This window comes from Marilutibacter maris (assembly GCF_003233695.1).
Taxonomy (GTDB): Bacteria; Pseudomonadota; Gammaproteobacteria; order Xanthomonadales; family Xanthomonadaceae; genus Marilutibacter; species Marilutibacter maris.
The window spans coordinates 2,606,575-2,628,380 of the sequence record NZ_CP029843.1 but is presented as its reverse complement, the minus strand read 5'-3'; the positions used below and the strand labels follow the sequence as shown (position 1 = coordinate 2,628,380).

Sequence of the window (21,806 nt, the reverse complement as noted above, 5' to 3'; positions counted from 1 at the left end):
TCAGCCCTTGGCCGGAACGTGGCGCGCGGCGTCGGCGTCGGCGACCACCCGGATCAGACCTTCCTGGGCGGTGCTGGCCACCAGCCGGCCCTCGCGGTCGAAGATCTGTCCGCGCGCCAGGCCGCGACCGGCCTGTGCGCTGGGGCTGTCGATCGAATACAGCAGCCAGTCGTCGGCGCGGAACGCTCGGTGGAACCACAGCGCGTGGTCGAGCGAGGCCATCTGCACGTTCGGCTGGTAGTAGCTGATGCCGTGCGGGAAGGTCGCGGTACCGAGCAGATGGAAGTCGGAGGCGTAGGCGAGCAGGGCGCGATGCAGTTCGGGCGCATCGCCAACCCTCTCCGCGAGCTTGAACCAGACCTGCTGGAACGGCGGGCGCTTGGGCGGATTGAGCTCGTCGCGCGGATACACGTGGCGGAACTCGAACGGGCCGCCGCGCGACAGCCAGCGCTGGATCTTGGTCGGCAGCTTGGCCATCACCGCGTCGGGCACCGGCGGTGCCGGGGCGATGTCCTCGGGCATCGGCACCTCGGGCATCGACAACTGGTGCTCGGCGCCGGATTCCTCCTTCTGGAACGAGGCTGCGAGGAAGAAGATCGGTTGGCCGTGCTGGATCGCGGTGACCCGGCGCACCGAGAAACTGCCGCCGTCGCGGGTGCGATCGACCTGGTAGACGATCGGCGCCTCGATATCGCCGGCCTTGAGGAAGTAGGCGTGCAGCGAATGCGCCGCGCGCGGCTCCTTCATCGTCGCCTGCGCGGCCGACAGCGCCTGGCCCAGCACCTGGCCGCCGAACACGTACTTGGTGCCGATGTCGCGGCTCTGGCCGCGGAACAGGTTGTCCTCCAGGCGTTCGAGCGACAGCAGCTCGACGAGCTCGTGGACGACGGGTTCGGGGGCGGCGGAAGTCATGCGCGGGCATCGACGGCAGGGCGGGCCAGTATAGCGGCCGCCCCGGCGGGGCCGGCCGCCTCAGGGGGACGGGAGGCGCCGCAGCGGCAGCGCGGCCAACACCCGCGCCCACGGGAACATCGGCCCGGGGTCGCGCTTGCGGCGCACGAGCAGCGAGGGATCGTCGCGGGCCTCGATCTCGTCGGTGTCCAGGTCCTCGTGGCCGGCGATCAGTTGCAGCGAGGGCAGTTGCATGCGCAATTGCCCGATCAGGCCGGTCAGGCTCGCGATCTGGGCATCGCCGTAGGGCTCGTCCATCGCCTGGTGGGCGGCGTCGTGCCAGTGCGGCCAGCGTCCCCGGTTGACCAGCTCGATGCCGATCGAGCGGGCGTTGTAGCCGCGCACGTGGTGGGCGATGCGGGCGATGTCGACCCATTGCTGCACGCTGCCGTCGCGGTCGACGTAGAAATGCCCGCTGTTGCCGGTGCCGCTGCCGGGGTAGTGGATGCGCTCGCCGAACTCGCGGGCGAGTGCCAGATCGGGCAGCTCGGTGCAATGGATCACCACCAGATCGATCGTGGCGGTGTCGCGTGTCTGCAGGCGGTCCTGGTAGGGCAGGGGCGCATGAACAATGGAGGGGGCCGGCATGGCCGGATGCTACCATCCGCTCCCGGCTTTGCCGTGCCCCGGGCACGCCGCCGCGCCTACCGGAATCCGCCATGTCCCAGCCCCCCGCCGACTCCGCACTCGGCAAACTGATGGCCAACCTGCCCCGCGCCGGGCGGGTCGAATGGATCGGCCTGCGTCCCGCCCGCGACGTGCCGATGCAGGTCGTAGACCGGGTCGAGGCCAGCGCCGGTGGTGGCCTGGCCGGCGACCGCTACGGCGGTGGCAGCGGCAAGCGCGGGGTGACCCTGATCCAGGCCGAGCACCTGCCGGCGATCGCCGCGCTGGCCGGCCACCTTGTGGTCGAGCCGATGACGCTGCGTCGCAACCTGGTGGTCTCGGGCATTCCGCTGGTCGCGCTGAAGGGGCGCCGCTTCCGCATCGGTGGGGTGGTCCTGGAAGGCACCGACCCCTGCGACCCGTGCTCGCGGATGGAAGACGCGCTCGGTCCCGGCGGCTACAACGCGATGCGCGGCATGGGCGGTTTGTGCGCGCGGATCGTCGAGGGCGGCGCGTTCGCGCTCGGCGATACGGTGGAGGCGCTGCCGGCCAGCGCCGACGGTGGCGGGAACGATTGAACATGCGCGGGCACTGCATTCTTTCCCACGGTTTCGAGAGCGGCCCCGACGCGACCAAGGTCACCGCCCTGGCCGAGGTCGCCGAACGGTCGGGCTGGAGCCACGAGCGACCGGACTACAGCGACCTGGATGCCCGCCGCGAGGTCAGCGAGCTGGGCGACGTGCCGGCGCGGCTGCAGCGCCTGCTCGCGCTGGCGGATGCCGCCGCGGCGCGCGGGCCGCTGTTGCTGGCCGGCTCCAGTCTGGGGGCGTGGATATCCGGGCAGGTGTCGTTGCGGGTCCCGGTGGTGGGCCTGTTCCTGATGGCGCCGCCGGTACGGATGGGCGAGGCGCCGCGCCTGGATGGCGCCGCCGTGCCGACCTCGATCGTCCACGGCTGGCACGATGAGCTGATCCCGGCCGCGGAGGTCGTTGGCTGGGCGCAGTCGCGCGATGCCCGCCTGCTGCTGGTCGACGACAGCCACCGTCTTTCCGGTCACGTCGAGGCCAGTGCCGAGGCCTTCGCCGCGCTGCTGCGTTCGCTGGACGGAGCCGCCCGCGCATGAGCGCCGATATCGCGAACATGGGCGCCGACCAGCGCTTCTTCGCCAGTTGCGGCAAGGGCCTGGAATACCTGCTCGCCGACGAGCTGCTCGCGCTGGGCTGTACGTCGGCGAAGGCGACCATCGCCGGCGTCAACGCCGTGGGCTCGCTTGCCGATGCCCAGCGGGCGGTGCTGTGGTCGCGGCTGGCCAGCCGGGTGCTGTGGCCGCTGACCGAGTTCGAATGTCCGGACGAGGCGGCGCTGTACGCCGGCGCGCGCGCGATCGACTGGGCCGCGCATCTGGAACCGCGCCACGCGATCGCGATCGATGCGCATGTCTCCGGCACCGCGATCACCCACGCGCGCTACGCCGCCCAACGGGTCAAGGACGCGGTCGTCGACGCGATGCGCGAGACCACCGGCACACGTCCGGACGTCGATCTGGAGATGCCCGATCTGCGCCTGAACCTGGTCGTGCGCAAGGGCCGCGCGATCCTGTCGGTCGACCTGGGCGGCGGACCGCTGCACCGGCGCGGCTGGCGCCGCCAGCAGGGCGAGGCGCCCTTGAAGGAGACTCTGGCCGCGGCGGTGCTGCTGCGCGGACAGTGGCCGAAAGTCCAGGCGGCCGGTGGCGCACTGCTGGACCCGATGTGCGGCAGCGGCACCCTGGTGATCGAGGCCGCGCTGATCGCGGCCGATGCCGCGCCGGGGCTGTCCCGCTACGAGGGGCTGGCGCCGACGCGCTGGCGCGGGTTCGACGCCGGATGCTGGCGCGCGCTGGTCGAGGAGGCGCAGGCGCGCGCCGAGGCCGGGCGGGCGGCGCTGCCGCGGCGCTTCTGCGGCCGCGATATCGATCCGCAGGCGATCCGCGCCGCGCGCGACAATGCCGCGCGGGCCGGCGTGGGCGATGCGATCGACTGGCAGGTGGCGGACGTGACGACGCTGGAGCCGGCGATGTTGCCGACCGCCGACGCGCCCGGTCTGGTCGTCTGCAACCCACCCTACGATGCCCGCCTGGCCGCGGACCCGGCGCTGTACCGCGCGCTGGGCGATGCGCTCAAGCGCGCGGTGCCGGACTGGCGTGCCAGCCTGCTGTGCGGCGATGCCGAGCTGGCCCGCGCCACCGGCCTGCGCGCGGCCAAGGTCTATCCGGTCTTCAACGGCGCGATCGAGTGCGCGCTGATCGCGGTCGATCCGATCCGTCCCGCGGCGCGCGCGGACGAGGGCCCTCGCGAGCTCAACGAAGGCGCGACGATGGTCGCCAACCGGCTGCGCAAGAACCTGCGCAAGCTGAAGGCCTGGCGCCGACAGGGCGGGATCGACTGCTTCCGCGTCTACGATGCCGACCTGCCCGAGTACGCCGCCGCGATCGATGTCTACATCGCCGCCGACGATCGGGACGCCGCGCCACGCACCTTCCTGCACGTGCAGGAATACGCCGCCCCGGCGAGCATCCCCGAGGCCGACCAGCGCCGTCGCCGCAACGAACTGCTGGCCGCCGCGCGCGAGGTGTTCGCGGTGCCGCGCGAGCAGTTGGCGATCAAGACCCGCGCGCGCGGCAAGGGCGGCAGCAAGTACGGCGCCTTCGACCAGCGCGGCGAGTTCGTCGAGGTGCGCGAGGGCGCGGCACGCTTGCGGGTCAACCTGTTCGACTACCTCGACACCGGTCTGTTCCTCGACCACCGGCCGATGCGCCAGCGCCTGCACGACGAGGCGCGCGGCAAGCGCTTCCTCAACCTGTTCGGCTACACCGGCGCCGCCACCGTGCAGGCGGCGGTCGGCGGCGCGGCCGCGACCACCACGGTCGACCTGTCGGCGACCTACCTGCAGTGGTGCGCCGACAATCTCGCCGCGAACCGGATCGGCGGCCGCGACCATGCCCTGGTCCAGGCCGACGTGATGGCGTGGCTGGCTGCCGACCGGGGCCGGTACGGGCTGGTGTTCTGCGATCCGCCGACCTTCTCCAACTCCAAGCGTGCCGACGACTTCGACGTGCAGGCGCGGCACGTCGAGCTGCTGCGGCTGGCGATCGCACGACTGGCGCTGGACGGGGTGCTGTACTTCTCCAACAACTTCCGTCGTTTCCGTCTCGATGAGGCGGCGGTGGCGGCATTCGCCGAATGCGAGGAGATCAGCGCGTCGACGATCCCGCCTGATTTCGAACGCAATCCGCGCATACACCGCTGTTGGCGACTGCGCCCGCGGCAGCCAGACTGAACCGCCGTACGGAGCACTCCCATGGATCTGTGGCAGGCCTTCCTGACCGTCACCGTCGTGCATCTGCTGGCCGCCGCCGCGCCGGGGCCGGACTTCGTGCTGGTTTCGCAGCAGTCGCTGGTCCATGGCCGCCGCGCCGGCGTGCTGTGCGCGCTGGGCATCGCGCTGGGGCTGTCGATCCACATCGTCTACTCGTCGCTGGGCGCGGCCTCGCTGGTCAGCCAGTCCAGCGTGTGGCTGACCGTCGCCAAGTACGCAGCGGCCGCCTACCTGATCTATCTGGGCATCCGCGGGCTGCGCAGCCGTCCGGCACCGCCGATGGAGGCGGCGCCGGCGCCCGAGCGCCGGCCGGCGCTGAAGCTGGTGGCGATGGGCTTCACCTGCAATGCGATCAACCCGAAGGCGCCGTTGTACTTCCTGTCGCTGTTCACCCTGGTGTTGTCGCCGCAGATGCCGGCGGTGCAACTGGTCCTGCTCGGTGTCTGGATGATGCTGGTGCAGTTCGGATGGTTCGCGACGGTGGCGTTGCTGCTGTCCAAGCCGGCGGTCCGGCGGCGCTTCCAGCGGATCGGGCACTGGGTCGACCGCGCCCTGGGCACGCTGATGCTCGGCTTCGGGCTGCGCATCCTGTTCGCCCGCGGCAGCTGAACCCGGGCGGCGGCGGCCGGTCCTGAACGCGGCGGGCGCGCAGTCATTGTTCCGGTATTGGAACTAATATCCGTGTTGATGGGTGCTCCGTTTCGATAATGGCGGCGCATCCTGTGTCCAACGCCGATCCCGGCGCCCAGATGAGGACACTCCCATGACCACGACCGCTGCCGACCGCCGCAATGCCCGCGTCAACCGACTGGTGCGCGGTGAGGCGACCTCGGACGGTGCCGGCGTCCGCCTGACCCGGGTGATCGGCGGCCCGGCGCTGCCGGACCTGGATCCGTTCCTGCTGCTGGACGAGTTCGGTACCGACCGTCCCGAGGACTACCTGGCCGGCTTTCCGGACCACCCGCATCGCGGCTTCGAGACCGTGACCTACATGCTCGACGGCCGCATGCGGCACAAGGACAACCATGGCAACGAGGGCGTGCTGGTGCCCGGCGGCGTGCAGTGGATGACCGCCGGGCGCGGGCTGGTGCACTCGGAAATGCCCGAGCAGGACGAGGGCCGGATGCGCGGCTTCCAGCTGTGGGTGAACCTGCCGGCGAGCGCCAAGATGAGCGAGCCGAAGTATCAGGAGTTCGCTCCCGGGCGGATTCCGCAGGTCGAGCCGGCACCCGGGGTGTCGGTGAAGGTGATCGCCGGCGAGGTCGACGGCACCCGCGGGCCGATCGCGCAGCCGGCGACCGATCCGGTGTATCTGGACATCGCGCTGGAACCCGGTGCGGTCTGGAGCCACGACCTGCCCGAGGGGCACAACGCATTCGCGTATGCCTACGAGGGCGAGGCGACGGTCGGCGATGGCGAGGATGCGCGCGCGCTGCCGACGCAGACCCTGGCCGTGCTCGGCGGCGGCGAGCGCCTGCGCCTGGTTGCCGGCGCGACGCCGGCGCGGCTGATCCTGGTCGCAGGTCGCCCGTTGCGCGAGCCGGTCGCCCGTTACGGCCCGTTCGTGATGAACACCAAGCAGGAGCTGATGCAGGCCTTTGTCGATTTCCAGGAGGGCCGGTTCTGATGGCCGTGCGCGAGCATCGTTACCGGATCACGGTCGAGCACCTGGCGGCACCGCGCGCGGATGCGACACTGCATCCGCCGCTGGTGTTCGAGGACGGCAATCATGACGACCTGTTCCGGATCGTCGGCCTGCAGCGCGCCGGCGGCCGCTTCGCCAGCGACGACGAGGCGGCCGCGTTCGCGGTCGGGCTGAAGCTGTTGAGCGAGGCGGTCCTGCGCAACCGCGACGACGCCCTGCTGCAATCGCTGAAGCCGGCGTTGGGCGATTTCATCCGCCGACTGAAGGCGGCGGCCGGGAGTGGCGGTCCCGGCGCGGTCGACTGAAGGCCGGCGCGGCGATCCACCGGAAACGACAAGGCCGCACCCGTGGGCGCGGCCTTGTCGATGCTTCCGGCAGGACTCAGTTGTCGCCGACCACGTCCGGCCGCTCCGGGCCCAGTGCCTTGTAGAGGAAGCCGCCGAGCAGGCCGCCGAGGATCGGCGCCAGCCAGAACAGCCACAACTGCGACAGAGCGCCTGAGCCTGCGAACAGCGCCACGCCGGTCGAGCGGGCCGGGTTCACCGAGGTGTTGGTCACCGGGATGCTGATCAGGTGGATCAGGGTCAGTGCCAGGCCGATCGCGATCGGGGCGAAGCCCGCCGGTGCCCGGCTATGGGTCGCACCCATGATCACGACCAGGAACATCGCCGTCATCACCACCTCGCACAGGAACGCCGCGGCGACGGTGTAGCCGCCCGGCGACAGTGGCCCGAAGCCGTTGCTGGCGAAGTTGCCGGCCGCCGCCGGGTCGGGCGCGAAGGCCGCGGAGCCGCTGGCGATCTGCCAGAGGATGAAACCGGCGAACAGCCCGCCGAGCACCTGGGCGACGATGTAGGGCAGCAGGTCGCGGGTCGGGAAGCGTCCGCCGGCCCACAGGCCGAAGCTCACCGCCGGATTGAAGTGCGCGCCGGAAATGTGCCCGAACGCGTAGGCGCCGGTCAGCACGGTCAGGCCGAATGCCAGCGATACGCCGAGCAGGCCGATGCCCAGGGGATTGCCATCGCCCCCGAAATTGGCCGCCAGCACCGCACTGCCGCAGCCGCCCAGCACCAGCCAGAACGTGCCGATGAACTCCGCACCGAGTCGTTTGATCATGGACTTTCTCCCCGAAAGTAGAGGTGGTCGGCCAGTGCCGCGCACTGCCGGACAGCGGCCACTGCCGACGCTAGATCAAAGACCGTGCATGCGTGTTCCAAATTGGTTAAACGGTGTGCGGCGGCGGTTTGCGCTCACAAGGGGCGGCCGTTGGCGCACGCACGCGCCTGTGCCGGGCCCGGACCGGGGCTCGGCCGATGCGATCCCGACGCATTGCGTCCGTCGTGGTGGCGGCCGGTCGCGGCGCCTCCATCACGAGGCGCCGCTCCGGTCACGCTGATCCCGGCCCGGGGCCGCCCGCTCAGTTGCTGCTCAACTGCCGCTGCTGCGGATCGAATCGCAGGGTCGAGGTCTGCTGGTAGGACTCCTGCAATTGCTGCTCGTCCTGGGCCTGGACCCAGATGTGGGCGACGCGGTTCTTGCCCACCTCGAGCAGGGTCTCGCGGGCGATCACGTCCGGCTTGCCGGCCAGTTCGCTGCGATACCAGACCACCTGATGCCCGTCGATCCTCCCGTCCTCGGCCCTGTTCGAGCGCTTGGGCTCGAACGCCGGGTCCTTGGAGATGTACATGCCGAAGGCCTCGCTGCCGTCATCGCGCATGGCGCGGCAGAAGTCGGCGTCTCCCATGCCCTGGTATTCCCAGGTCAGCCCGGTATCGGCCGGAAGTTCCGGACACCCTCCCTGGACATCCTGTGCGTGCGCATCCGTGATCGAGAGCAGGCCCAGCAAGGGCAGGCTCAGCACGCAGAACGTCTTGCAACGTGTCCCCATCTTCATGAAACCCCCTGGTTACCGCATGACTCCGGTCTGTGTGTGTTCCGGTATGGGCGTGTCGGCCACGCGTGACCGACGTCACGACCATAATGCAGTCGAGGGGGTCTTGACAAATCATGAACAAATCCAAATGCGCGATTCGCGTCACGATTCCGGAAATGATCCGGCCGGTGGCCGATCAATGGTCGGGCAGGGGGATGAACTCGTCGTCGCCCTCGATCTTGCCGAACCGGCCTTCCAGCCAGTCCTGCTTGGCCTGTTCGATCCGCTCCTTCGAGCTGGAGACGAAGTTCCACCACAGGTGGCGACGGCCATCCAGCGGCTCGCCGCCCAGCAGCATCGCCTTGAGCGGGGTCTTCGCGCGCAGGCGGGCACGGCGGCCGGGGTCGAGCACGATCAGGTGCTTTTCCGGGATGTCGGCGCCGTCGAGCTGGGCATCGCCCTCCAGCACGTAGAGCGCGCGTTCGGCATGGCGATCGTCCAGCGCCAGTTCGGCATCGGCATCGAGGTCGATCGCGACGTACAGGGTGTCGGCGAAGACCTTCACCGGCGCCTCCTCGCCGAAGCCGCGACCGGCGACCACGCGCAGCCAGCTGCCGTCGCGGCGCTGCTGGGGCAGGGTCGCGGCGGGGTGGTGGTGGAAGGACGGGGCGGTTTCCTCGTCGGCCAGCGGCAGCGCGACCCAGGTCTGCATGCCGTGCAGCGGGTGGCTGCCCTCGCGCAGCGCCGCCGGAGTGCGCTCGGAATGGGCGATGCCGCGGCCGGCGGTCATCCAGTTGACGTCGCCGGGGTTGATGTCCTGCACGCTGCCGAGGGTGTCGCGATGGTTGATCGTGCCTGACCACAGGAAGGTCACCGTCGCCAGTCCGATATGCGGATGCGGGCGCACGTCGATGCCGCGGCCGGGCTCGAACAGGGCCGGCCCCATGTGGTCGACGAACACGAACGGGCCGACGCTGCGGGCCTGCAGGGTGGGGACGGCGCGGCGGACCTGGAAGCCGCCGAGGTCGTGGGTGCGGGGGGCGATGATCGTGGTCATGGTCGGGCTTCGCGATTCGGAAGCCGTCAGCTTGGCACCGCTGGCGTGAAGGCGGGCGCCGAGGATCGCGACACAGCGTTGCAGGCGCAGGCGTGCCGCCGCCGCCGGGCCTCAGGGCAACGGGATGTCGCTCAGGCGGACGCGACCGTCGCCATCGATGTCGATGAGGTAACGGTGGTCGTACTCGTCCTCGCCCATCGCTGCGACCTCGCAGGCGCACAGGGCGGCGGCGATCGCGGGCGCGGTATTGCTGTGCCCGACCACCAGCACCGTGCCGCGCGGATGCGCGTCGCGCAGTGCGTCGACCAGTGCCGGCGCCGGCTGTCGCGGGTCGTACTCGGTGATCTGCAGGCCATGCATGTGCGCGGTCGGCAACGCAGTGTCGCGGGTGCGGCGATACGGGGTCGCGTAGACCGCCACCACCGGATCCTCGGCGAGCGAGGCGGCCAGCCGCGCCGCGCGCTGGCGGCCGGCGTCGGTGAGGCTGGGGTCGGAGGCGGCCGCCGTGCCCGTCTGCTTCTCGGCATGGCGGACGACGACGAAGCGCGAAGCCGGGGCGGTGGTTCCGGGGCCGCGAGGTGTGGGTACGCCGGCGCAGGCGACAGCCGCCAGGGCCAGGAGGGCGGCGCAGCCGCGTCGGAATGCGGAACTTCTCATGGGGGCATCGGCCTCAGTCCGTTCGCTTGGCGGCCGCCAGCGCGATGGCGGCGGAGATCATCAACACGGCGGCGACCGCGAAGGTCGGGTGCCCGGCCAGGAATCCCGGCGTGTCCATCGGCGCCAGGCTGTCCGGGCCGTGGCCGGAGAAGCGGTGCAGCAGGAGCGACACGCACAGCAGCGGCAGCGCCAGGACGTTGGCGATCGTGCCGGCGCGAAGCAGCCCGAGGCGCGATGGGCGCCGGCCCGGAGCATGCGCAGGACGGCCGGAGCGGTTCCCGCGCCCGCGCCTCAGCAGGCAGGCGATGGCGATCGCCAGTCCGATGGCGGCCGATGCGATGGCCAGCAACAGGGTCGCGGAGTGGAGCAGGTCCATGGCGCCGATCATCGGCCGCCGGGCCGGCGCTTGTCATCTCAGCGCGCAGGCGGCGCGACGTGCACGGGCTGGACGCCACCGTCGTGGTCCGGCGCTGCATCCGCCTGCAGCGTGGGGTCGTCGATCTCGATCACCGCATAGCGCTCGCGGGCGCCACGCGCGACCCGGCAGCTCACGGTTACGTCGTCGCTGTGGACGCGCAGCCGACCTTCCACATACAGCACGTTGCCGCGGTCGCGATACGAAGCGGCCCATTGATAGGGCGTCATTCCCAGTCCGATATAGCGGGCCTCGGCTTCCCGCCTGCACCACGGCACCAGTTCGCTGGCCTGGTGGAAGACCCGTTCGTCGTCGTGAGCGAGCGCGGCGGGCGCCGGCAGCAGCAGGGCCGCGAGCAGGGCTGGGATTGGCAAGCGTCTCATCGTCGACCTCCATGTGATTCCAGGACATCGGCAATCTAACCGAATCGCCGCGCTTGCCGGCGCCGGACCGCCGCCGTCGTTCAGGCTGGGTAGGCGTCCAGTCGCGGGGCACCGTCGATGCGATCTTCCCAGTCCGCCCGGCTGGCCATGAACAGGTGGGCATCGGGCGTATTGGGGAGCGCAGTGTCGAGGCTGCCGGCCGGTACCACCAGCAGGGTGCCGTCGCCCTGGAGGCTGGGCAGGGCAGAACCGCAGGTCGAACAGAACGCCCGGCCGTGCCGGGTCGAGGGCAGGTTGAAGAACCTCACCCGCTCCTCGCCGCAGCGCCACTTCAATGTCGCCTGCGAGGAGAACAGGTTGGCGGCGTGCGCCGAGCCGGTGTCCTTGCGGCAGTGCTGGCAGTGGCAGAGGTAGAAGCGTTCGAAGTCGCCGATCACCTCGTAGCGCACAGCGCCGCAAAGGCATGAGCCGACGTGGGTCTGGGGCATCCGGGCAGTCCTCCTTGATCGTGGGTCTTGGCCGCGTTTCGCGGTTGCTCGCCGTTTCCGCGGATCCCAATCAATAACAGTTCGATACGCGCCTTGCATCCGCAGGCGATTCGTCCGCGCCGATGCTGCCGTACTCGGCGAGGGCCTGATGGAAAAGGCGGTTCAACACAGCGGTGATGTCCGGCGTCTCGGGCTTGGGTGGGACATCGCCAGGGCCGCCCTCCAGCTCGGCTTCGATGAAGGCGTTGAGCAAGGGCACGGCCGGTGCCAGTCCCAGTTCCGGAGCGTTCCGCTTCTGTTCGAGCAGGTGCCGGATCTCGGCCAGTACCTCGGGCTCGTTCCGAAGCAGCGTGAGCAGGGTCTCGAACTCGATCGGCGCAGCGCCGGCGTTCGCCATGATCCAGCGTGCCGCCAGCAAGGGGCGCAGTACGTAGAAGTACTTCTTCAGGCGCACCATGGGCTCGCGCAGGTATCCGCGATAGTTGGTCTTGGCCATGCTCCGGTAGTGGTAGATGCCTTTCGTCGGCGTGTAGACATGCGGCAGCGCCTCCAGTGCGCTCTGGCGGAACCGGCCCCGGTCAAGATAGGTGATCGGAGACTGTATCCATTCGACGAATGCCGGGTTGGACTTCCAGAACAGGCGCAGCGCCTTTCTGAGGTCCCAACCGTTGAGATCGATCTCGTCGACGATCGGGTACTCGATGACGTCGCGACGTTCCTCCAGATCGACCGCCTGATACCAGCCGGGTTCGCGCATGTAGATGAAGCGGACGTCGTAGTCGCTGTTGGGCGAGGCGAAGCCCCAGGCTCGGCTGCCGGACTCGATCGCGAGCAGTATTCGCACGCCATGCTCGGCTTCGGCGCGGCGCAGGCGCAACAGGATTTCGGAGCGCACGTCTTCGGGGATCACAGGTTCGTTCATGTGGGAGGCTGCCGTACGAGGCTGGGTCGAGGTGACGAGCCGAGGAGTGTCCATGTGCGGTGGGGGTGCGTCCAGCCTGGAGTCAGCTACCGATTACCGCCGGGCGACGGACGATGTGTGCGTGGTGAGCGCGATTGGGGTGGCTGTACTGAGCACCCGGCTTGCCGGGGCGGCGCCTGGCTGCCATCAGCCATCGGCGAAGGAGCCAGCAGCCAACTGCAATCAGACGCGCAGGCCGATGGCGGCGGGCCAGCCAGAATGCACGTGGACGGCCGTGCCGGAAGCTGTTGGCACGATCGCGCATCAGTCGTCCGGTTCATCGCGGTCGACGGGTGAGGGTTGTTGCCGGTGTCTCAGTCGCTGCCGGATCTGGCTCAATGGCGGAGCCTCGTTTGCCGGGACAGGATGCGTTGGGGCGGCGGAGGGGCGACATGTTGTTCGCCATGAGCGGCTGCGGCAATCATGGCCCGGACATCCCGTCCCCGATCAATGCCGCTCCGGCAACGATGGCGGCAACGACCAGCAGCGCGATCAGCAATCTGCGTCGGGCTGCGCGTATTCCTGCCGCATCGATGCTGCGAAGCGCGAACATCGATCCGAGCACACGGCCGCAGATCCATATGCCGACCGGGAACAGAAGCAGGGCCCACCATGACCTGAGGACCAGGGCCACGACGATCGATCCCCAGAACAGCACCTCCCAGGACAGGGCATTGAGCCATTGCGACCATGCGGACGCGTACGAGCGCGTGCCGCATTTCGGGCAGACCGCCGGCGAGATCGGTGTGGCGTTCATTTTCGCCAGCGTGCCGATGGTGTCGCGATCGCAGTTCGGGCATCGGTGCATTGTGGAAACTCTCGTTCTGTGCGCTGCTCGGTGTCGTGTCGGAACACTGACGACTGTGGAGCGCCGCGCCTATTCGCCCGGGAATACCTCGGCCTCGTGGGAGCGTCTGTCGACAACCACGAGGAAGTGGCGACCGTACCCACCGTCCTGTGGACGGGCACGATACAGAAAGCGCCAAGTCTGGCCATCATCGCTGACCGGGTCGCCGAACGTATCCAGTTCGTAGTTGGCCTGGTCATAGCCGTATTGCCGTGCGGCTGTCCGGCTGATCTCCAGCCCTTGGCTTCTGTCGAGGAGGGTGGCTCGATTGAGGGTGTCCGGAGCATCCCGGGGGCAGGCGGGCAACGACAGCAGAGTCGCCGTCACTGTTACGAGCCAGATGGGTCGTACGAGCGGCATCGTTCACGACTTCCATGGGACGGACCGGTCTTTCGATCATAGCTTGTGCCCCGGCTCGGGGGCTTCGTGCACTTCATGGATGGGAGCGGGGCGATTTCGGCTGCAATGGCCATGCGCGTGGGGTCTCGCCGGCTTCGGTACCTGTCCCCGGGATGCTCCACCTCAGCGTCGCGGGACCGGAAGAAAACGGGGCACCTTCCGCTGAAGCAGTTGGATCAACACCGGGTCCATGTAGTCGTAGTCGTCGGGGATGTCCAGGCAGATCAGTCGTTTGCCGTTGAGGTGGGCGCGGAACTTTCTGCGCAGCTTGTTGAGATGACTCTTTTCCATCACGAACACGAGGTCGGCGCGCGCCAGCAGTTCGGGCGACACCGGGGTGTCGGCGCCGTTGCCGATCCCGGCCGACTCGGTCTCGATGCCGGGCCAGTCGGCGAACACCTGCTCGGCGGTGGGGCTGCGAAGCCGGTTCTGCGCGCAGATGAAGAGTACGTGGTGCACCGGGCGGGTTCCCTGTCGGATGTGTTCAGTCGGCGGCCGGGGCCGCCGGGTGTGCATCGGGTGCGACCAGGCCCAGCGCAAAGTCGGCGACGGCCTGGGCGCACGCTGCGGTCGCGGTCTGCAGCAGCAGGTGGGGTCCCTCGATCACCCGCGTGCGGCAATCGCCCCATTGTTCCGTGAGCTGCCGGCCGGCGGAGCGGGTGAGAAGCCGGTCGCGACCGCCGATCAGATTGAGCACCGGCAACGCCATATCGCGCAACGACGGTGTTGCGTCGACACGCAGCGCGGCGATGGCGCGGGCGCGCAGGGTTGCCGGCGCGACCTGGCACAGGGCGTCGCGCAGGACCGCCCGCAGGGAGGGCGTCGTCCAGCGACCGAGCAGCCACCAGGACAACAGGGGCATGGGCGGCCGGCCCGGTGCGAAGCGGACCAGTCCGGCCAGGGATTTCGGCACCAGCACCGGCGAGCGGGCGAAGGTGGTCGAGAGCACCAGTCCGACGAGGTTGGGCGGCGGTACGGCGGCCAGCCGGATCGCGAGCGGCCCGGAGAACGACTCGCCCAGCAGGATGAAGGGCCTGGATGCGGGTAGCTGCGGCCGGACCAGGGCTTCGAGTTCGCGATAGCCCAGCGGCCGATCGGGCGGGTAGGCGATCACGGTCGCGGCCAGGCCCCGCCGTTCGAGCTGGGCCCGGAACCCCTCCAGCAGCCTGCCGGTGCCGTCCAGTCCGGGGAGGATGACGATGGCGGGTGCGGTCATCTGTCCGTTGATTGGCCGATCACATCGGTCATGCCGGCGCCAGCTGGGTTTGGATGACGACCACCACTGCGATCAGCAGCAGCCAGAAAATTATCCCGACCAGTCCACAGATGTCGTCGTCCGGCGTCGCCCTCGGCCTGAACAGCTTGATCAGCACGTAGCCGGGAGCCTTGAGCACCAGTTCGACGATGAGATCGACGACGATATAGCGAGCCAGGCGCAGCGCGCCCCTGAGCATGTCGCCTGCAATATCGTCCAATGGCATGCAGCGGTTCTCCGGATAGGGACGGTCGTTCCACGGAATCGTGGCGAACCAGGCGTCGTCCGCAATGCCTTGTCGGGGGACGTTATCCCGGCGGCGCCGCCGTGGCAGATCAGGGTGACAGGGGGTTGGGTTCGTACGTCACTTTCGAGTATGAGGCACGATCGATGTCCGAAACCTCGGCGCAGAGCTGTACGTGTGGACAGTCGGGCAGGCAGATGTCGCGCAGCACCTCCAGCAGGGCCTGGGACAGTGCCTTCTTGATCTCAGGGGAGCGCCCGTCCAGGATCGCCAGCCTGGCGTGAACGAACCCTCGATCGGCGATTTGCGTGCCGACCGCGAAGGTTCCGATCGGGATCGCACGGCTCTTGATGTCGGATTCCCCGAACTGTCCGGATGCCACCAGCGCTTCGTTGAGGGCGCGCAGCGCAGCGACCGTGCCAACGCCCTGCACGTTGTCCGTGTATTCGATGGTCAGGTGGGGCATGGGGTAGCGATCCGTGTCGACATGCGCAGTGGATACCGCGATCATCGCAGGTCCAGCGATCATTGGGCCAGTCCGTGCGTACGACGGGATGTTCAGTGTCTGGCGTACCTACCATTCCCGCCACGGCTCGGTGATGTCCTCGCCAGACCCCACACCGGACGCGGCCGCCGCCTGGATGATCAGTTCGCAGATCAACTCGCGCTGGTCGGTTTCGATCAGACCGTGGTCGCAACTTTCGTTGAGGGCATTGAACGCCAGGACGGCCTCCTTGACCGCAGCCATCACGGCATCGCTGTCGTTGGCATGGGCCGAAGCGACCTTCGCCAGGAAGACGTTCAGAATCGTCTCGCATCGGAGGATGTCCGTTTCGGCATAGCCCGGGTCGCCGCCGTCGCTGGAAACATCGTGCATGTACGTGCGCATTCCATCGAGTAGCTCCAGTTTGATCTGGGGCAGGTCTGCCTGGACTTCCGGTTCCATTCTTGCTTCCTGTGGGTGTTGCCTGGGTGTGTCCGCATGCCGGACGTCCGGCTCGGAACGCCTCTCGGGTGATCCGGGGCCGCGTGCGCCATCAGCGCATGTCGGGATGATGGCGAAGGTACTCGCGATTGATTTCGGTTACCGGCGCGAGCGTCATGATGAGATTTCTCGCCATGTCGCGAATCGGCTCCCAGGCCGGGTGCCGCATGGCGGCCAGGTTCACCGCCCGCCCCGAGCCGGCTGGCATGTCGTTGACGGGGATGGGGCGCACGGCGGCGAGGAGTTCGAGCACCGCGGACTCCTGGGGTGCGCTGAAGAATCCGGTACCCATCAGGTAGTGGCCTGCCAGTGCATCGTCCCGTATCTCCCAGGCGGTATTGAAGTCGCCCATCAATTCGCACTGCGTCTCGGGGGCGGCCGCGAGCGCTTCGAGCGTATGGAGGAAGGTCCGGTAGGTGATGTGTCGTGCTTCTTCTTCGGAACTGGGGAGCATGTCGGTTGCGGGAATGTTCAATGTGCGTTGCCGGCTGGATGGCCGATGCAGGTGCAGGCTCAGTGCCGGCAGGGTACGGGTGCTTGAGTGTCGCAGGGGGGCGCGACGATCATCACGTCTGAATTCGGCTGCTTCGGAGCTGTTCCGAAAGCCGCACTTTGCAGTAGCGCATCCGGGAGAGGTTACCCCGAGCTTCCAGTACGCCCTTTGCGATGAGTTGATGGACGCGTTCAGCGTAGTAGACATCGGGGATGCCGCGAGCACGGGCCGGGCCGGTCATTGCGTGGGCAACGAGGAAGGCAAGCTTGCGCCAGTCGGCGGAGGCTGCCGCCAGCAGGGCGGCAGCGATGGCCCTGATCCGGGCTTCGCTCAGTGCCGCGATCAGCTTCAGTTCTTCCGCGTCGGGAAGGCGATCCTCATCCGAGTCGATGGTCATCGTGTCATTGCGACCGCTTTGGTCCATGCAGGACGGGTGCCAATCGCGTTCCGCGTCCTGCGTGCTTTTCTCTACCCGTCCTGATCCAGACCGCAGGTGGCCGCTAACGTCGCCTCCAGATCGGGGACGAACTCGTTGTCGGGGGGAATGCGGGCCTGCCAGGCGCGCTCCAGCAATCTGCGGAACAGTGCCTCGTCCGTCAGCGAGCGGACCAGCGAATCGCCGAACAGGGAGACGGAGCCGGTCTCCGGGGTCATCGGAACCTCCGATTGCGGGCTGGAGTTGCGTTGCAGCAAGTCGGCGACCTCGGCGAAGTCGAAGGTGCCCGGCTCGATGTCGATCATGTGGGGGAGGGCGGCAAAGGCGATCGTGCCGCCGCCGCTTTCGCGCACATTCACGCGGCAGTGGCCATGCGGGAAGTCGACCGATACCACGTCGCCGGCGACGTCTCCGCCGGAGGCGAGCATCAGTGATAGCAGCAGTGATGGTACGTCCATGTGCGGATTCATCCCGATTGGAGATCGCCGAGGCGGGGTATGGCGGAGATTGGCAGCGGTGAGCTGCTGGCGACAGGATACCTCCGTATCGTCCGGACATGATGGCGTCGGGCAAGTCAGACGGATTTCGCCGGGGTGGCGACGCTAGCCCGTGATCTTGATTGTCACACTTCTGACACCAAGGTCATGGCGGCTATCTGTGAGGAAGCCTTTCAGGTAGGCGAGGTCCTGAGACAGCACGAACTCGATTCGTGGCGATAGCCGTAGCCATCGCAGTAGCGCATGCCGCTGGGACTGGAGCTTCCCGATGGCATGGAGCAGGAGCGAACACGCTAGTTGCCGATGCCTCTGCGTCTCCGGGGCTGAGTCGAGCGGTGTGTACATCCTATCTGTGGGTGAAGCAGCGCTACTGTCCGTCCCGATGGAGGTGATCGTGTCGTCGTCGTTTACGGTAAGACAGGGGGGAAGCACAAGCTCCTGTCCGTGGCGAGATCCCGGATTTCGAGCCGTTTCCGCGTGAGCCGGATTCTGAAGCTGGGCGCGAACATACGATTCCTTGTATTGGTGGGATAGCCGGCAAGGAGGGCGTGTTGGCTCACCCATCAGGCGCGCCGGCCACGCCGCATCGAAAAAGCCCGCCAGTGGCGGGCTTTCCAGCTGAAGCGGGCGTCGGGCCGTGGCCCGCGACGCCGCTCAGGTGTTGTCTTCGATATCGGTGGTGGTGCCGTTGTTCTTCACCGACTCGATGCCGGCATCGCGCGAGGCGGCGCTGGCGTACATCTGGCTCTGGCCGATGACCTGGTGGTTGCCGGCCTTGAGGGTGAAGTAGTGCTTGCCATTGCTGGACTCGGCCCTCTCGTAGCGGTCGTCGTCGCCGCAGTTCTTCTGCACCGAGGCAATGCCGTTCTTGGCCGAGTCCTTGGACTCGTACATCTCGCTGCTCAGGATGATCTCGCCGTTGCCGGCCTTGAGGTTGAAGTGGAACTGGCCGTTCGTGGCCTTCTTGAGTTCGAACTTGCCTGCCATCGGGCTTCTCCTGTTTTCTTCTCGGTTCTGGCGGATGTACGTCGGTTGATGTACGTCGGCGGATGCGGGTCACCTGCCGGCGGAGGCCGGCGCGGTCCCTCGCTGCCATAACGGCGCGGGGCGTCACCTGTGAACGGAGGCGGGCGGTCAAGCCGGGCCCGCGACCGATCCGGTCCGAGTCTGGTCCGCCGATGTTTCACTTGCAACCCGGCGGCGGTTGCCTGGTGGCCTCCGAGCCGGTTGCCAGCACCATCGCAATGCGGCGAAGTGCGTCCTGGTCCGGGTTCGGCCAGGGGCGAATCGCGATAGAGTGAGCGCCAGTTTTGGAGGGGTACGGGCCTGCATGCAGTCGATCGAGGATGTCCGCCTGGCCGTGGTCGGGCTGGGTTACGTGGGGTTGCCGCTGGCGGTGGCGTTCGGCCGTCATTTCGATACCGTCGGCTACGACATCGATCAGCGCCGCGTCGGGGAGTTGAAGCAGGGCCGCGACCGCACGCTGGAAACCTCGGCGGAGGAGATCGCGGCCGCCGGGCGTCTGTCGTTCGCCTCCGCACCGGCCGATATCGCCGGCTGCAACGTCTACATCGTCACCGTGCCAACCCCGGTCGATGAGGCGAACCGACCGGCGCTGGATGCGGTCGAGGCCGCCAGCCGCATGGTGGGCGGGATGCTGAAGCGCGGCGATACGGTCATCTACGAATCGACCGTCTATCCGGGCACCACCGAGGAGGTCTGCGTGCCGATCCTGGAGCAGGCGTCGGGTCTGCGTTTCAACGAGGACTTCTTCTGCGGCTACAGCCCCGAACGCATCAATCCCGGCGACCGCCAGCGCCGGCTGGAGACGATCACCAAGGTCACCTCGGGTTCGACCGCCGAGGCCGCGGATTTCGTCGACCGCCTGTACGCGAGGATCATCGAGGCCGGCACCCACCGTGCGCCGAGCATCAAGGTGGCCGAGGCCGCCAAGGTCATCGAGAACACCCAGCGCGACGTCAATATCGCTCTGGTCAACGAGCTGGCGATGATCTTCAACATGATGGGGGTCGATACCCGCGACGTGCTCGATGCGGCGGGAACCAAGTGGAACTTCCTGCCGTTCACGCCAGGCCTGGTCGGCGGCCACTGCATCGGCGTCGATCCGTACTACCTGACCCACAAGGCGACCGTGCTCGGTTACCACCCCGAGCTGATCCTGACCGCGCGGCGGATCAACAGCCGGATGGGGCTGCACGTGGCCCATCAGGTGTTGAGGCTGATGGCCGGCAAGCGCATCCACGTGGTCGATTCCAGGATCCTGGTGCTGGGCCTGACCTTCAAGGAGGATTGCCCGGACCTGCGCAACACCCGGGTCGGCGAGATCATCCGCGAACTGCAGGCCTCGCATGCGCATGTCGACGTGTACGATCCGCTCGCCGATGCGGACGAGGCGCAGGCCGAGCTCGGCATCCGCCTGATCGATGCGCCGCGGGCCGGCGACTACGACGCGGTGATCCTCGCCGTGCCGCACCGTGCGTTCGTCGAGGGTGGGATCGGGACGGTGCGCGGTTACGGCAAGCCCGGCTGCGTGGTCTACGACGTGAAGTCGGTGCTGGGCGCGGAGGGCGTCGACGGCCGGCTGTAGGGCGGATACCGGCGGTGTCGTCCGTTTCAAGGGCGCCGTTGCCGGTCTCACGGCCTGCGACCGGGCCCGGGTACAGTACCCGTCTGTGGCCGTCGCATTCCGGGGGCGCTCCGTGGCCGGGATGACCGCGGAGGCGCTTCGATCCGCGCGGTCGGTTTCCATCGCCTGACCCGGTGCACCCTGAATGGCCATCAGCTCGTCCAAACCCGCCCGATCCTCCAAGCCGAAGGCCCGCACCGCCTATGTCTGCGCCGAGTGCGGTGCCGATCACAACAAGTGGCAGGGGCAGTGCGCCGAGTGCGGGGCCTGGAACTCGCTCAGCGAATTCGTCGTCGAGCCGGCGGCGACGGCGGCCAAGGGCGCGGCCTCCCGGCGCAGCGGCTGGGCCGGCAAGGTCGATCCGCCGAAGGTCACCGCGCTCAAGGACGTGACCCATACCGAGGCCGAGCGGGTCTCCACCGGCATCGGCGAGCTCGACCGCGTGCTTGGCGGCGGTCTGGTCCACGGCGCGGTGGTGCTGGTCGGCGGCGATCCGGGCATCGGCAAGTCGACCCTGTTGTTGCAGGCGGTCGCGAAGATGGCCGGCGAGCTGCCTTCGTTGTATGTGACCGGCGAGGAGTCGCTGGCCCAGGTCGCCGGCCGCGGCGCGCGACTCGGACTGCCATTGGATGGCGTGCATGCGCTGGCCGAGACCGGGATCGAGAAGATCCTCGAGCAGGCCGCCGAGATGCGCCCGCGGCTGATCGTCGCCGACTCGGTGCAGACCTTGTGGACCGAGTCGCTGGGGGCCGCGCCGGGCTCGGTCAGCCAGGTACGCGAGAGCGCCGCGCGATTGGTCCGCTACGCCAAGGAGACCGGCACCGCGGTGTTCCTGGTCGGCCACGTGACCAAGGAGGGGGGCATCGCCGGGCCGCGCGTGCTCGAGCACATGGTCGACGCGGTGTTGTATTTCGAAGGCGAGAGCGGCAGCCGGTTCCGGGTACTGCGCGCGTTCAAGAACCGTTTCGGCGCGGTCAACGAGCTGGGCGTGTTCGCGATGGGCGACAAGGGCCTGCGCGAAGTGCCCAACCCCTCGGCGATCTTCCTGTCCGGCAGTCGCGAGCCGCAGCCGGGCAGTTGCGTGATGGTGACCCGCGAGGGGACCCGTCCGCTGCTGGTCGAGGTGCAGGCGCTGGTCGACTCATCGCCGCTGTCGAATCCGCGCCGGGTCGCGGTCGGCATGGAGGGCAACCGTCTGGCGATGTTGCTGGCGGTGCTGCACCGGCACGGCGGCGTGGGTGTCGGCGACCAGGACGTGTTCGTCAACGTGGTCGGCGGCATCCGCGTGCAGGAGACCGCGGCCGACCTGCCGGTGCTGCTGTCGGTGTTGTCCAGCCTGCGCGACGCGCCGTTGGCCGAACGCACGATCGCCTTTGGCGAGGTCGGGCTGTCGGGCGAGATCCGCCCGGTGCCCAATGGTGAGGAGCGGCTGAAGGAGGCCGCCACCCACGGTTTCAAGCGGGCGATCGTGCCCAAGGCCAACGCGCCGCGTTCCGGGCAGGTCGGCGAGATGCAGGTGGTCGCGGTGGAGCGCCTGGCCGATGCGGTGGACGCCGCCATCTGAGCGGCTCCCTGGCCGGGGCGGCGGCGCCCCGGAGCCCGGTTCGATG

Annotated in this window: 29 protein-coding genes; 8 read left to right on the top strand and 21 right to left on the bottom strand. The window is 68.5% G+C overall.

The window, feature by feature from the left end:
• Both tesB and C9I47_RS11490 read right to left on the bottom strand, forming a co-directional pair.
• Window positions 1–912, bottom strand: coding sequence for an acyl-CoA thioesterase II (gene tesB / locus C9I47_RS11495; RefSeq protein ID WP_111266865.1), 912 nt, complete (start codon window positions 910–912; stop codon window positions 1–3).
• A 60-nt stretch (window positions 913–972) separates the two neighbouring features.
• Window positions 973–1,539 (bottom strand): N-acetylmuramoyl-L-alanine amidase, encoded by a 567-nt coding sequence (locus tag C9I47_RS11490; RefSeq protein WP_111266864.1) that lies wholly within the window; start codon window positions 1,537–1,539, stop codon window positions 973–975.
• 71 nt (window positions 1,540–1,610) lie between these two features.
• On the opposite strand from C9I47_RS11490, the gene C9I47_RS11485 reads away from it, so the two are divergent.
• From C9I47_RS11485 to C9I47_RS11460, 6 genes are all read left to right on the top strand, one after another.
• Complete coding sequence (locus tag C9I47_RS11485; protein WP_111266863.1) at window positions 1,611–2,135, top strand: MOSC domain-containing protein; 525 nt, start codon at window positions 1,611–1,613, stop codon at window positions 2,133–2,135.
• 2 nt (window positions 2,136–2,137) lie between these two features.
• On the top strand, window positions 2,138–2,680 hold the full coding sequence (locus C9I47_RS11480; protein WP_111266862.1) for a hypothetical protein: 543 nt from the start codon (window positions 2,138–2,140) through the stop codon (window positions 2,678–2,680).
• Between the two features lie 17 nt (window positions 2,681–2,697).
• Complete coding sequence (gene rlmKL, locus C9I47_RS11475) at window positions 2,698–4,875, top strand: bifunctional 23S rRNA (guanine(2069)-N(7))-methyltransferase RlmK/23S rRNA (guanine(2445)-N(2))-methyltransferase RlmL (RefSeq protein ID WP_111268106.1); 2,178 nt, start codon at window positions 2,698–2,700, stop codon at window positions 4,873–4,875.
• 21 nt (window positions 4,876–4,896) lie between these two features.
• Complete coding sequence (locus C9I47_RS11470; protein ID WP_111266861.1) at window positions 4,897–5,523, top strand: LysE family translocator; 627 nt, start codon at window positions 4,897–4,899, stop codon at window positions 5,521–5,523.
• A 154-nt stretch (window positions 5,524–5,677) separates the two neighbouring features.
• On the top strand, window positions 5,678–6,541 hold the full coding sequence (locus C9I47_RS11465; protein WP_111266860.1) for a pirin family protein: 864 nt from the start codon (window positions 5,678–5,680) through the stop codon (window positions 6,539–6,541).
• Complete coding sequence (locus tag C9I47_RS11460; RefSeq protein ID WP_211371880.1) at window positions 6,541–6,864, top strand: DUF3861 domain-containing protein; 324 nt, start codon at window positions 6,541–6,543, stop codon at window positions 6,862–6,864. The genes C9I47_RS11465 and C9I47_RS11460 overlap by 1 nt, the downstream gene beginning before the upstream one ends.
• Before the next feature lie 76 nt (window positions 6,865–6,940).
• Here the strand turns inward: C9I47_RS11460 and aqpZ are convergent, their stop codons facing one another.
• The 19 genes from aqpZ to C9I47_RS11365 form a co-directional block, all read right to left on the bottom strand.
• Window positions 6,941–7,675, bottom strand: a complete 735-nt coding sequence (gene aqpZ, locus C9I47_RS11455; RefSeq protein WP_111266859.1) for an aquaporin Z — start codon at window positions 7,673–7,675, stop codon at window positions 6,941–6,943.
• Window positions 7,676–7,976: 301 nt separating this feature from the next.
• On the bottom strand, window positions 7,977–8,453 hold the full coding sequence (locus tag C9I47_RS11450; protein WP_111266858.1) for a hypothetical protein: 477 nt from the start codon (window positions 8,451–8,453) through the stop codon (window positions 7,977–7,979).
• A 175-nt stretch (window positions 8,454–8,628) separates the two neighbouring features.
• Complete coding sequence (locus C9I47_RS11445) at window positions 8,629–9,489, bottom strand: pirin family protein (protein ID WP_111266857.1); 861 nt, start codon at window positions 9,487–9,489, stop codon at window positions 8,629–8,631.
• A 111-nt stretch (window positions 9,490–9,600) separates the two neighbouring features.
• The gene (locus C9I47_RS11440; RefSeq protein WP_111266856.1) at window positions 9,601–10,146 is read right to left on the bottom strand and encodes a phosphoglycerate mutase family protein; all 546 of its coding nucleotides are present in this window, start codon (window positions 10,144–10,146) and stop codon (window positions 9,601–9,603) included.
• A gap of 13 nt (window positions 10,147–10,159) precedes the next feature.
• Window positions 10,160–10,522 carry a hypothetical protein gene (locus C9I47_RS11435; protein ID WP_145985507.1) on the bottom strand — a complete coding sequence of 121 codons (363 nt, stop codon included), beginning with the start codon at window positions 10,520–10,522 and terminating at the stop codon, window positions 10,160–10,162.
• 38 nt (window positions 10,523–10,560) lie between these two features.
• Entirely contained in the window at window positions 10,561–10,944 is a 384-nt protein-coding gene (locus C9I47_RS11430) for a hypothetical protein (RefSeq protein ID WP_190238492.1), read from the bottom strand.
• 80 nt (window positions 10,945–11,024) lie between these two features.
• Entirely contained in the window at window positions 11,025–11,432 is a 408-nt protein-coding gene (locus C9I47_RS11425; RefSeq protein WP_111266854.1) for a GFA family protein, read from the bottom strand.
• A gap of 70 nt (window positions 11,433–11,502) precedes the next feature.
• A complete protein-coding gene (locus C9I47_RS11420) occupies window positions 11,503–12,408 on the bottom strand; it encodes a nucleotidyltransferase domain-containing protein (protein WP_223250109.1) in 906 nt (301 codons plus the stop codon).
• Window positions 12,409–12,814: 406 nt separating this feature from the next.
• The gene (locus C9I47_RS11415) at window positions 12,815–13,150 is read right to left on the bottom strand and encodes a hypothetical protein (RefSeq protein WP_145985506.1); all 336 of its coding nucleotides are present in this window, start codon (window positions 13,148–13,150) and stop codon (window positions 12,815–12,817) included.
• 120 nt (window positions 13,151–13,270) lie between these two features.
• A complete protein-coding gene (locus C9I47_RS11410) occupies window positions 13,271–13,600 on the bottom strand; it encodes a hypothetical protein (protein ID WP_111266851.1) in 330 nt (109 codons plus the stop codon).
• 162 nt (window positions 13,601–13,762) lie between these two features.
• Window positions 13,763–14,098: a low molecular weight protein tyrosine phosphatase family protein gene (locus C9I47_RS11405; RefSeq protein WP_111266850.1), complete on the bottom strand. Its 336-nt coding sequence runs from the start codon at window positions 14,096–14,098 to the stop codon at window positions 13,763–13,765.
• 25 nt (window positions 14,099–14,123) lie between these two features.
• Window positions 14,124–14,855 (bottom strand): alpha/beta fold hydrolase, encoded by a 732-nt coding sequence (locus C9I47_RS11400; RefSeq protein WP_111266849.1) that lies wholly within the window; start codon window positions 14,853–14,855, stop codon window positions 14,124–14,126.
• Between the two features lie 28 nt (window positions 14,856–14,883).
• Entirely contained in the window at window positions 14,884–15,120 is a 237-nt protein-coding gene (locus C9I47_RS11395; protein ID WP_145985505.1) for a hypothetical protein, read from the bottom strand.
• A 109-nt stretch (window positions 15,121–15,229) separates the two neighbouring features.
• On the bottom strand, window positions 15,230–15,649 hold the full coding sequence (locus C9I47_RS11390; RefSeq protein ID WP_223250108.1) for a 5-carboxymethyl-2-hydroxymuconate Delta-isomerase: 420 nt from the start codon (window positions 15,647–15,649) through the stop codon (window positions 15,230–15,232).
• A 63-nt stretch (window positions 15,650–15,712) separates the two neighbouring features.
• Window positions 15,713–16,084, bottom strand: a complete 372-nt coding sequence (locus C9I47_RS11385) for a hypothetical protein (RefSeq protein ID WP_145985504.1) — start codon at window positions 16,082–16,084, stop codon at window positions 15,713–15,715.
• A 91-nt stretch (window positions 16,085–16,175) separates the two neighbouring features.
• Window positions 16,176–16,598 (bottom strand): hypothetical protein, encoded by a 423-nt coding sequence (locus C9I47_RS11380; RefSeq protein ID WP_145985503.1) that lies wholly within the window; start codon window positions 16,596–16,598, stop codon window positions 16,176–16,178.
• A 91-nt stretch (window positions 16,599–16,689) separates the two neighbouring features.
• Window positions 16,690–17,013: a DUF3658 domain-containing protein gene (locus tag C9I47_RS11375; protein ID WP_190238491.1), complete on the bottom strand. Its 324-nt coding sequence runs from the start codon at window positions 17,011–17,013 to the stop codon at window positions 16,690–16,692.
• A gap of 71 nt (window positions 17,014–17,084) precedes the next feature.
• The gene (locus tag C9I47_RS11370; RefSeq protein ID WP_145985502.1) at window positions 17,085–17,510 is read right to left on the bottom strand and encodes a hypothetical protein; all 426 of its coding nucleotides are present in this window, start codon (window positions 17,508–17,510) and stop codon (window positions 17,085–17,087) included.
• Between the two features lie 693 nt (window positions 17,511–18,203).
• The gene (locus C9I47_RS11365; RefSeq protein ID WP_111266843.1) at window positions 18,204–18,536 is read right to left on the bottom strand and encodes a YegP family protein; all 333 of its coding nucleotides are present in this window, start codon (window positions 18,534–18,536) and stop codon (window positions 18,204–18,206) included.
• Between the two features lie 343 nt (window positions 18,537–18,879).
• Between C9I47_RS11365 and C9I47_RS11360 the strand changes: the two genes are divergently transcribed.
• Window positions 18,880–20,157, top strand: coding sequence for a nucleotide sugar dehydrogenase (locus C9I47_RS11360; protein WP_111266842.1), 1,278 nt, complete (start codon window positions 18,880–18,882; stop codon window positions 20,155–20,157).
• Between the two features lie 184 nt (window positions 20,158–20,341).
• Window positions 20,342–21,760, top strand: coding sequence for a DNA repair protein RadA (gene radA / locus C9I47_RS11355; RefSeq protein WP_111266841.1), 1,419 nt, complete (start codon window positions 20,342–20,344; stop codon window positions 21,758–21,760).
• Window positions 21,761–21,806 lie beyond the last annotated feature (46 nt).

Bases quoted from the DNA above. Each gene is read 5' to 3' on its own strand.
- C9I47_RS11485 (WP_111266863.1), top strand. From the start codon at position 1,611: ATGTCCCAGCCCCCCGCCGACTCCGCACTCGGCAAACTGATGGCCAAC.
- C9I47_RS11465 (WP_111266860.1), top strand. From the start codon at position 5,678: ATGACCACGACCGCTGCCGACCGCCGCAATGCCCGCGTCAACCGACTG.
- C9I47_RS11410 (WP_111266851.1), bottom strand. From the start codon at position 13,600: ATGCCGCTCGTACGACCCATCTGGCTCGTAACAGTGACGGCGACTCTG.
- aqpZ (WP_111266859.1), bottom strand. From the start codon at position 7,675: ATGATCAAACGACTCGGTGCGGAGTTCATCGGCACGTTCTGGCTGGTG.
- C9I47_RS11375 (WP_190238491.1), bottom strand. From the start codon at position 17,013: ATGACCATCGACTCGGATGAGGATCGCCTTCCCGACGCGGAAGAACTG.
- C9I47_RS11490 (WP_111266864.1), bottom strand. From the start codon at position 1,539: ATGCCGGCCCCCTCCATTGTTCATGCGCCCCTGCCCTACCAGGACCGC.
- C9I47_RS11460 (WP_211371880.1), top strand. From the start codon at position 6,541: ATGGCCGTGCGCGAGCATCGTTACCGGATCACGGTCGAGCACCTGGCG.
- C9I47_RS11415 (WP_145985506.1), bottom strand. From the start codon at position 13,150: ATGAACGCCACACCGATCTCGCCGGCGGTCTGCCCGAAATGCGGCACG.
- radA (WP_111266841.1), top strand. From the start codon at position 20,342: ATGGCCATCAGCTCGTCCAAACCCGCCCGATCCTCCAAGCCGAAGGCC.
- C9I47_RS11360 (WP_111266842.1), top strand. From the start codon at position 18,880: ATGCAGTCGATCGAGGATGTCCGCCTGGCCGTGGTCGGGCTGGGTTAC.
- C9I47_RS11435 (WP_145985507.1), bottom strand. From the start codon at position 10,522: ATGGACCTGCTCCACTCCGCGACCCTGTTGCTGGCCATCGCATCGGCC.
- C9I47_RS11470 (WP_111266861.1), top strand. From the start codon at position 4,897: ATGGATCTGTGGCAGGCCTTCCTGACCGTCACCGTCGTGCATCTGCTG.
- C9I47_RS11365 (WP_111266843.1), bottom strand. From the start codon at position 18,536: ATGGCAGGCAAGTTCGAACTCAAGAAGGCCACGAACGGCCAGTTCCAC.
- C9I47_RS11445 (WP_111266857.1), bottom strand. From the start codon at position 9,489: ATGACCACGATCATCGCCCCCCGCACCCACGACCTCGGCGGCTTCCAG.
- tesB (WP_111266865.1), bottom strand. From the start codon at position 912: ATGACTTCCGCCGCCCCCGAACCCGTCGTCCACGAGCTCGTCGAGCTG.
- C9I47_RS11390 (WP_223250108.1), bottom strand. From the start codon at position 15,649: ATGATCGCGGTATCCACTGCGCATGTCGACACGGATCGCTACCCCATG.
- rlmKL (WP_111268106.1), top strand. From the start codon at position 2,698: ATGGGCGCCGACCAGCGCTTCTTCGCCAGTTGCGGCAAGGGCCTGGAA.
- C9I47_RS11395 (WP_145985505.1), bottom strand. From the start codon at position 15,120: ATGCCATTGGACGATATTGCAGGCGACATGCTCAGGGGCGCGCTGCGC.
- C9I47_RS11480 (WP_111266862.1), top strand. From the start codon at position 2,138: ATGCGCGGGCACTGCATTCTTTCCCACGGTTTCGAGAGCGGCCCCGAC.
- C9I47_RS11370 (WP_145985502.1), bottom strand. From the start codon at position 17,510: ATGGACGTACCATCACTGCTGCTATCACTGATGCTCGCCTCCGGCGGA.
- C9I47_RS11385 (WP_145985504.1), bottom strand. From the start codon at position 16,084: ATGGAACCGGAAGTCCAGGCAGACCTGCCCCAGATCAAACTGGAGCTA.
- C9I47_RS11450 (WP_111266858.1), bottom strand. From the start codon at position 8,453: ATGAAGATGGGGACACGTTGCAAGACGTTCTGCGTGCTGAGCCTGCCC.
- C9I47_RS11400 (WP_111266849.1), bottom strand. From the start codon at position 14,855: ATGACCGCACCCGCCATCGTCATCCTCCCCGGACTGGACGGCACCGGC.
- C9I47_RS11440 (WP_111266856.1), bottom strand. From the start codon at position 10,146: ATGAGAAGTTCCGCATTCCGACGCGGCTGCGCCGCCCTCCTGGCCCTG.
- C9I47_RS11430 (WP_190238492.1), bottom strand. From the start codon at position 10,944: ATGAGACGCTTGCCAATCCCAGCCCTGCTCGCGGCCCTGCTGCTGCCG.
- C9I47_RS11420 (WP_223250109.1), bottom strand. From the start codon at position 12,408: ATGGACACTCCTCGGCTCGTCACCTCGACCCAGCCTCGTACGGCAGCC.
- C9I47_RS11425 (WP_111266854.1), bottom strand. From the start codon at position 11,432: ATGCCCCAGACCCACGTCGGCTCATGCCTTTGCGGCGCTGTGCGCTAC.